Genomic DNA, 7,847 nt, shown 5'->3' on the forward strand with positions numbered 1-7,847 from the left:
GCGCTGGGTGGCATCGTGTCGGGATCGGGTCCGACGGTCGCGTTCCTCACCGAGAGCCACGAGGCCTCGCTCGACCTCTCGGTGTCGCTCGCCGCCTCCGGCCTGTGCCGCGACCTGCGCCGCGCCAAGGGCCCGGTCCACGGCGCRCAGGTCGTCGCTGCGCCCCGCACGACCTCCTGAGTCAACCGGCGCCCCACCGATCGAGACAGCAGTTCGTCGGCGGGACGGATTGCTCTCTCGATCGGCGGACGGCATAGGGTCAGTCAGCGATGGCCAACCTCATCTCCCTCGAACGGGTCTCCCTCGTCTTCGGCACCTCCCACGTCCTCGACGACGTCAGCCTCGGCGTCCTCACGGGCGACCGCATCGGCGTCGTCGGCGTCAACGGCGGCGGCAAGTCCACGCTGCTGCGCGTCATGGCCGGCCTGCAGGAGGGCGACTCGGGCCGCATCACGAAGCAGGGCGGCGCCGACGGCATCCGCATCGGCATGCTCGCCCAGGAGGACGCGCTCGATCCCGGATGGACGATCCGTGAGGCCGTGCTCGGGGACCTGCCCGAGCACGTGTGGGCCGGCGACCCCCGCATCCGGGACGTCCTGACCGGCCTGCTCGGCGGCATCGGGGCCGAGAACGTCGGCGGCCTCGACAGCCGGGTCGGCCCGAAGTCCGGTGGTGAGCGCCGCCGCCTCGCCCTCGCCCGGCTGCTCGTCTCCGACCCCGAGCTGCTGCTCCTCGACGAGCCGACCAACCACCTCGACGTCGAGGGCGTCGCCTGGCTCGCCGACCACCTCGCCACGAAGCGGCCGCGCCCCGGCAACGCGACCGTGGCGATCACCCACGACCGCTGGTTCCTCGACGCCTACGCCACGATGACCTGGGAGGTCGAGGGTGGCAAGGTCAGCGCCTTCGAGGGAGGGTATGCCGCCTACGTCCTCGCGAAGGCCGAGCGGGACCGTCTCGCGGGGGTGATGGCCGATCGCCGTTCCAACCTCATGCGCAAGGAGCTCGCCTGGCTGCGCCGCGGTGCGCCGGCGCGCACGAGCAAGCCGAAGTTCCGCATCGACGCGGCCAACGCCCTCATCGCCGACGAGCCGGACCCCCGCAACAGCGTCGAGCTCGCGTCGTTCGCGAGCCGTCGTCTCGGCAAGGACGTCCTCGACCTCGAGGACGCCACGGTGTCGGTCGGCCAGCCGCCGAAGGAGCGCCGCCTGCTCGACCACGTGACGTGGAGGCTGGCGCCGGGGGAGCGCGTCGGCATCGTCGGTGTCAACGGCGCGGGCAAGTCGACGCTGCTGCGCGCCCTGACGGGCGAGATCCCCCTCGACGGTGGTCGCCGCAAGATCGGCAAGACCGTCGCCATCGCCCACCTCACCCAGGAGGTGCGCGAGCTCGAGCGTTTCGAGCAGTGGCGCGTCATCGAGGCCATCGAGGACGTCAAGCAGTGGACGACGCTGGGCGACAAGGAGATCAGCGCGAGCCAGCTCGCGACACGTCTCGGCTTCCCGGGCGGGCGGCAGCAGTCGCGCGTCGGAGACCTCAGCGGTGGCGAGCGGCGCCGGCTCCAGCTGACACGCCTGCTGCTCACCGAGCCGAACGTCCTCATCCTCGACGAGCCCACCAATGACCTCGACATCGAGACGCTCACCTCGCTCGAGGACGTCCTCGACGGCTGGGCGGGCACGCTCGTCGTCGTCTCGCACGACCGCTACCTCCTCGAGCGCGTGGCCGACAAGCAGCTGGCCCTGCTCGGTGACGGCAAGGTCCGCGAGCTGCCGGGTGGCGTGGAGGAGTACCTCCGGCTGCGCTCGGCCGACATCGCGAGCCAGGCCGCACGGACTGCGGCGGGACCGGGCGGCAGCGGCGGCTCGCCGGCCACGACGAGGCAGCCCGACGGCATACCACCCGGGTCCGCGACGACGGCGAGGCCGGCCGAGGTGCGCGAGGCCCGCAAGACGATGGCCCGCGTCGAGAAGCAGCTCTCGCGCCTCCAGGACCGTGAGGAGCGCCTCCACGGCGACATGGCCGAGAAGGCAACCGACCCCTCGGCGCTCGCCGACCTCGGCGTCAAGCTCCAGGCCGTCGTCACCGAGCGCGAGGAGCTCGAGCTCGAATGGCTCGAAGCAGCCGAGATCGTCGGCTGACCACCGTCGGAGCAGATCACCTCACATCCTCTCGATCGGCGATCTCTTTGAAAGTGTCTTGATATCAAGATACTTTCTGGCCATGGAGATGTTCCTGCACCACGTCCAGGTGTCCGGCCCCGCGGGCTGTGAGGAGGCCATGCGCGCCTTCTATGTCGGCGTCCTCGGCATGACCGCGGTGACCAAGCCCGGGCGTCTCCGCGCGCGCGGTGGCGCCTGGTTCCGGGCCGGGACGGCCGAGATCCACGTGGGCATCGAGGACGGCTTCGTCCCGGCCCGCAAAGCCCACCCGGGGATCGCCGTCGGCGACGTCGACGAACTGGCCCGGGTCGTCGAGGCCGCCGGTGCGCCGGTGGCGTGGGACGACAAAATCGCGGGACTTCGCCGCTTCCACACCGCGGACCCGGTCGGCAACCGGCTCGAGTTCCAGCAGGCCCGCCGGTGAGCGGGTGAGATCCTCAGCCGTGCACGTCGCCGCGTCGGGTCTCTCGCGTCTCTCGGGTCTCGAGGGGGGCGAGCATGCGGCGCAGCAGGCCGGCCAGCTGCGCGCGATCGGTGGCGGACAGCTCCGACAGGAGCGACTTCTCCTGCTCGATGAGGTCGGCCATCGCCGAGTCGACGACGTCGCGGCCCGCCGGCGTCAGGCGCACGAGCACCCCGCGCCGGTCGCCCGGGTCGGGGCGCCGGTCGACGAACCCACTGCGCTCGAGCCGGTCGACGCGGTTGGTCATCGTGCCCGACGTGACGAGCGTCTGCTGGACGAGCTGGCCGGGCGAGAGCTCATAGGGCTCGCCTGCGCGGCGCAGGGCCGAGAGCACGTCGAAGGCCCAGCCGTCGAGCAGGTGCTCCGAGAATGCCGACCCACGGGCCAGGTCGAGCCGGCGCGCCAGCCGAGAGACCCGGGAGAGCACCTCCAGCGGCGACACGTCGAGGTCGGGGCGCTCCCGGCGCCAGGCCGCGACGATCTCGTCGACGTCGTCGGCGGGCCTGCGGTCGGCGCTCATACGCCAATCGTAGTCGCCGTCAAGACTCTTGACATCAAACGAAACCGAGGATGACATGGCCCCTTCGCCGCACCCGTCCGCCGCTGACGACGCGCCCGACGGCACGGCCGCCGGCGGCGCCGGCGACCGCACGACCGATGTCCCCTGGGACCCGCGGCAGTATGCCGTCTTCTCCGGCCACCGTGGCCGGCCCTTCGCCGACCTGCTGGCCCGTGTGGACGCCGCGACGCCCCGGCTCGTCGTCGACCTCGGCTGCGGGCCTGGCGAGCTCACGCTCGGCCTCGCCCAGCGCTGGCCCGACGCGCGGATCGTCGGCGTCGACAGCTCGCCCGACATGCTCGGCCGGGCGCGTGAGCTCGACACGGACGGCCGTGTCGAATGGGTGGAGTCGACCGCCGAGGACTGGGACCCCACCGAGCTCGGGGCCTCGATCGACGTCCTCGTCACCAACGCGACCCTGCAGTGGGTGCCGGGTCACCTGCGCCTCATCGCGATGTGGGTCGAGAACCTCGCGCCGGGCGGGACGTTCGCCTTGCAGGTGCCCTCGAACTTCGACGCCCCCTCGCACCGGCTCATGCGCGAGGTCGCCGCCCGCCACCCACGGGCCGCTGACCTGAGGCCGGCCCTCGACCGGGCCCGTGCCGTCGCCCGCCCGGAGACGTATGCCGCCCTCCTCCTCGACCTCACTCCGGACGTCGACGTGTGGCAGACGACGTATGAGCACGTGCTCGCGTCGACACCCGACAGCCCGCACCCGGTGCTCGAGTGGGTCCGGGGCACAGGGCTGCGCCCGGTGCTCGGGGTGCTCGACGGCGGCGAGCGCGAGGGGTTCGTCGGCGACTACGAGCGCGAGCTCGAGGCGGCGTACCCCCGACGGTCGTTCGGGGTGCTCTTCCCGTTCACGCGAACCTTCGCTGTGGCGCGCACCCCGCGCTGACCCGGCAGTCGGATCAGGGCGGCCTGTCGCCCCGGTCTCGCTCCTGGGCGACGACCTCGGCGAGGTCGGCGAGACGGTGGCGCTGCTGGAGTGGCCGGGCCATCCGGTGGTTGCCCTCGAGCCGCTCGGCGTTGCGGTCGAGGTAGGCCCAGTAGCCGGCGGTGAACGGGCACGCGTCGTCACCGACGCGCTTCTTGGGGTCGTAGCGGCACCCGCCGCATTAGTCGCTCATCCGGTTGAGATAGGGGCCGCCCGACACGTACGGCTTCGTGGCCATCGCGCCGCTGTCGGCGTGCTGGCTCATTCCCACGACGTTGGCCGGCATGACCCAGTCGTAGCCGTCGACGAAGCGGGTCTGGAACCACTCGGTCAGGGCGTCCGGGTCATAGCCGCGCTGAGCCGCCCAGTTGCCGAGGACCATGAGCCGCGGGATGTGGTGCACCCATCCGCGGTCGCGCACCCCGGCCATGGCGTCCTGCAGACAGGCCGCCTCGACGGCGTCGGCGTCGAGGCGGTCGAACCACTCCGGCAGCGGGGACCGGGCCTGCAGGGCGTTGCGCCGCCGGTAGGTCGGTCCGAAGTGCCAGTAGAGGTGCCAGACGTACTCGCGCCAGCCGATGACCTGGCGCACGAAGCCCTCGACCGACGCGAGTGGCGCGTCTCCGTCGCGGTAGGCCTGCGCGGCCCGGTCGACGACCTCGACCGGGTCGAGCAACCCGAGGTTGAGCGGAAAGGAGAGCAGGCTGTGGGCCATGGCCCAGTCGCCCCGGAGCATCGCGTCCTCGTGCGGGCCGAAGGCCCCGAGCCGGTGTGTCACGAAGCGCTCGAGGGCCGCCAACGCCTCGCGCCGGGTCACGGCGAAGACGCGCGGACCGTCGACGCCCACCGGGGAGACGACACCCTCGCGTGTCCAGCGGTCGAGGTCGTCGCGCACCTCGGCGTCGATGTCGTCCTCGCGCGGCCGGTAGGGCGGCGGCACGTCGAGTCGCTGCACGCCCCTGGGCGGGGGCTCGCGGTTGTCCTCGTCGAAGGACCAGCGGCCGCCGACCGGCCGGTCGCCCTCGACGAGCAGGTCGAGCCGCTGCCGCTGGAACCGGTAGAAGTCCTCCATGCGCAGCTGGCGCCGGTCGCCCGCCCACCGCGCGAAGTCGCCACGGGACAGGCTGTGGCCCGGCGTCGGGTCGACGGCCTCGACCAGGCCGGAAGCGAGGAGCCGGCGCACGAGCCGCTCGGCGGCATACGAGGTCGGCTCGTGCACGCGCACGGGCTCGCCCAGCTCGCGGAGTGCCTCCGTGTAGGTGCCGGTGCGGAGCAGCACGGCCGAGTCGCCGAGCTCCGCGGCCCGGTGACGCAGGGCCGACAGGACGAGGTGCAGCTTCTGGCGGTGGAAGCTGCGGCCTCCGAGAGCCCGGCGGCTCTCCACCAGGAGGACTCCGGAGCTCCCCACGTCGAAGTGGGGCCCGAGCTGGTCGGCGAACAGCCAGCGTCTCGTCATCGCGAGGTCACCGGCTTCTCATCGAGGGCACGCCTCCATCATGACCGCGACGTCGGACATCCCCCGCGTGGCGGAGGCCATTCACATCGGTGGTGGCGCGCCGGGAAAAAATCTCCGCGAGTTTTCGCCGTTTTGCCCCATTTTCGGGTTTCGTGTCATGAAATGGGTCCCGGCACGTCATACAGATGGCGGCACCGCAGGAGTCTCCCGCTTCGTCAGGGGAGGGAGCGACACCTGTGGGGTCGTCCTCGGTGGTGCCGCCAGGTTTCGTCCTTCCGGGTGGTTTCGTGGAGGGGATCATTCGGGAGGGCGAAACCTGAACCTCGCGGCACCAGCCGGGCCGTCTCGACCCCTAGACGCGTCAGCGGCGGGGGAGCGTCACGAGCCGGGGCGTGCGCYCGAGGCCGGAGAGGCCGTTCCACGCCAGGTTGACGAGGTGCGCCGCCACCTGGTCCTTCTTGAACTTGCGGCGGTCCAGCCACCACTGACCGGTCAGGGCCACCATGCCCACCAGCATCTGCGCGTGGATCGGCGCCGACTTGGGGTCGAGCCCGCGCTGCTTGAACTCGGCAGCGAGCAGGTGCTCCACGTGCACGGCCACGTCGCCGAGGACGCTCGCGAACGATCCCGTCGACTGTCCGGGCGGGGAGTCCCGCACGAGGATGCGAAAGCCTGCCGGGTCGGTCTCGATGTAGTCGAGCAGGGCCAGCGTGGCTCGCTCGAGCAGGACTCGGGCCCCTTCCGGCTCCTCGAGCGCTGCGCCGATGCCGCCCATCAGGGTCTGGATCTCGCGGTCGACGACGACGGCATAGAGGCCCTCCTTGCCGCCGAAGTGCTCGTAGACGACKGGCTTGGAGACGTTGGCCTTGGAGGCGACCTCCTCGACGGTCGTCGCTTCGAACCCCTTGTCGGCGAAGAGCTTGCGGCCGACCGCGATGAGCTGTTCGCGACGCTCCGGGCCGGTCATGCGTGCTCGGGGGCGGGAGCGGTCCGTTCGATCAGCGGTCACGCCGCCATTGTGCAGGCCCCGCGGTGCTCCCGCGGACCCCGCCGCAGCGGGGCGAGGAAGACTCGCGAGAACACGACAAGAAATCTTCGTCAAATCCCGTCATGAAACGCGGCTCGCTCCGTCTTGTTAACGGTAGGAGGAAGCGGCGGAGCGTCGGGCATGGGGGGGAACCAGGACCTGCGAAGCCGCAGGAGGGCCGGTCGCTCGACCACCTGGACAGGTGGTCGAGCAACCGGCCCTCAACCGTCCCGCCCGAGGTCGTGGCCGACAGCTCGGACCGAAACGGCCCCATCTCGAGCCCACGTGCCCCACACTGGAGCGCATACCTCCCGAGAGGGCCCAACGATGTCTGCGCACACGATCGCATCGCCCATCGGGTCCACGTCGGTCGTGGAACCCGAGACGACGGACTCCGCCGCGTCGAGTGACGCCGAGCTGCTCTCCCGCGCGCGCCGCGGTGACGACAGCGCGTTCGCCACCCTGTGGCGGCGGCACCTGCCCGCGGCGTATGCCGTCGCGACGCGTTTCCGTGGACGTGTGGCAGCCGAGGATCTCGTCGCCGAGGCCTCCGCCCGCATCCTGCGTCTGCTGCGTGAAGGCGGCGGCCCCACCGACAACTTCCGCTCGTACTTCGCCTCGACGGTGCGCACCGTCGGTGTCGATGCGGTGAGACGAGAGATGAACATCGTTCCGACCGAGGCGCCCGACCTCGAGATGCTCGTCGACGCCGAGCCCGACGTGTCCGCCCTGGCCGGCGGTGGCGTGGACGTCGACATCGTGCGGGCCGCGTTCCGGCTCCTGGGCGACGGCGACCAGCAGCTGCTGTGGCACACCATGGTCGAGGGCTCCGCCCCTCGCGCCGTCGCGCCGCTGCTCGGGGTGTCGGCCAACGCCGTGAGCGCCCGGGCCATGAGGGCCCGCGACGCGTTGCGCAACAGCTACCTCGACGTCTGGGTGCAACGACGGGTCCCCGCCTGCGGCGCACCCGAGTGCCGGTGGACTCTGGACCACCTCGGCGGTTTCGTCCGGGGCAGACTGACCTCACGCCAACGAGCCCGGGCTGACGCCCACCTCGCGGAGTGCCCGCGCGACGCCTGCCTCGCAGGCGAGCTGCAGCACGTCTACGACCGGTTCGGCGCCCTGACCGGGCCACTCGTCCTCCTCGCCGGGGCGGCCGTCGTCGGCAACCTCGGGCACGGGACGATGGCAGGGCTCGTGAGCAGCGCTGCGGCGGGGACGACCGTCGCAGGAACCGCCGCGG

At 71.8% G+C, this 7,847-nt stretch carries 7 protein-coding genes and 1 pseudogene; 5 read left to right on the top strand and 3 right to left on the bottom strand.

From position 1 onward, the window contains the following. The 3 genes and pseudogenes from AC1DP0_RS14385 to AC1DP0_RS14395 all read left to right on the top strand — a co-directional run. Window positions 1-180 (top strand): annotated as a pseudogene (locus AC1DP0_RS14385) (4-(cytidine 5'-diphospho)-2-C-methyl-D-erythritol kinase); the annotation flags it as partial. Window positions 181-269: 89 nt separating this feature from the next. Next, the gene (locus AC1DP0_RS14390) at window positions 270-2,141 is read left to right on the top strand and encodes an ABC-F family ATP-binding cassette domain-containing protein (RefSeq protein WP_478085232.1); all 1,872 of its coding nucleotides are present in this window, start codon (window positions 270-272) and stop codon (window positions 2,139-2,141) included. Window positions 2,142-2,223: 82 nt separating this feature from the next. Further along, the gene (locus AC1DP0_RS14395) at window positions 2,224-2,586 is read left to right on the top strand and encodes a VOC family protein (RefSeq protein WP_478085233.1); all 363 of its coding nucleotides are present in this window, start codon (window positions 2,224-2,226) and stop codon (window positions 2,584-2,586) included. Between the two features lie 13 nt (window positions 2,587-2,599). On the opposite strand, the gene AC1DP0_RS14400 is transcribed toward AC1DP0_RS14395, so the two are convergent. Beyond that, window positions 2,600-3,145: a MarR family winged helix-turn-helix transcriptional regulator gene (locus AC1DP0_RS14400; protein ID WP_478085234.1), complete on the bottom strand. Its 546-nt coding sequence runs from the start codon at window positions 3,143-3,145 to the stop codon at window positions 2,600-2,602. Between the two features lie 55 nt (window positions 3,146-3,200). On the opposite strand from AC1DP0_RS14400, the gene AC1DP0_RS14405 reads away from it, so the two are divergent. Next, window positions 3,201-4,082, top strand: a complete 882-nt coding sequence (locus AC1DP0_RS14405) for a methyltransferase domain-containing protein (RefSeq protein WP_478085235.1) — start codon at window positions 3,201-3,203, stop codon at window positions 4,080-4,082. 220 nt (window positions 4,083-4,302) lie between these two features. Here AC1DP0_RS14405 and AC1DP0_RS14410 read toward each other — a convergent pair whose 3' ends face one another. Continuing rightward, window positions 4,303-5,577, bottom strand: a complete 1,275-nt coding sequence (locus AC1DP0_RS14410; protein WP_478085236.1) for a cryptochrome/photolyase family protein — start codon at window positions 5,575-5,577, stop codon at window positions 4,303-4,305. A 361-nt stretch (window positions 5,578-5,938) separates the two neighbouring features. Beyond that, entirely contained in the window at window positions 5,939-6,544 is a 606-nt protein-coding gene (locus AC1DP0_RS14415; protein WP_478085238.1) for a TetR/AcrR family transcriptional regulator, read from the bottom strand. A gap of 387 nt (window positions 6,545-6,931) precedes the next feature. Between AC1DP0_RS14415 and AC1DP0_RS14420 the strand changes: the two genes are divergently transcribed. After that, the coding region (locus tag AC1DP0_RS14420) for a sigma-70 family RNA polymerase sigma factor (protein ID WP_478085237.1) at window positions 6,932-7,847 on the top strand (916 nt) is incomplete at its 3' end.

The sequence above is a fragment of the Terrabacter sp. P5_B1 genome, assembly GCF_056400505.1.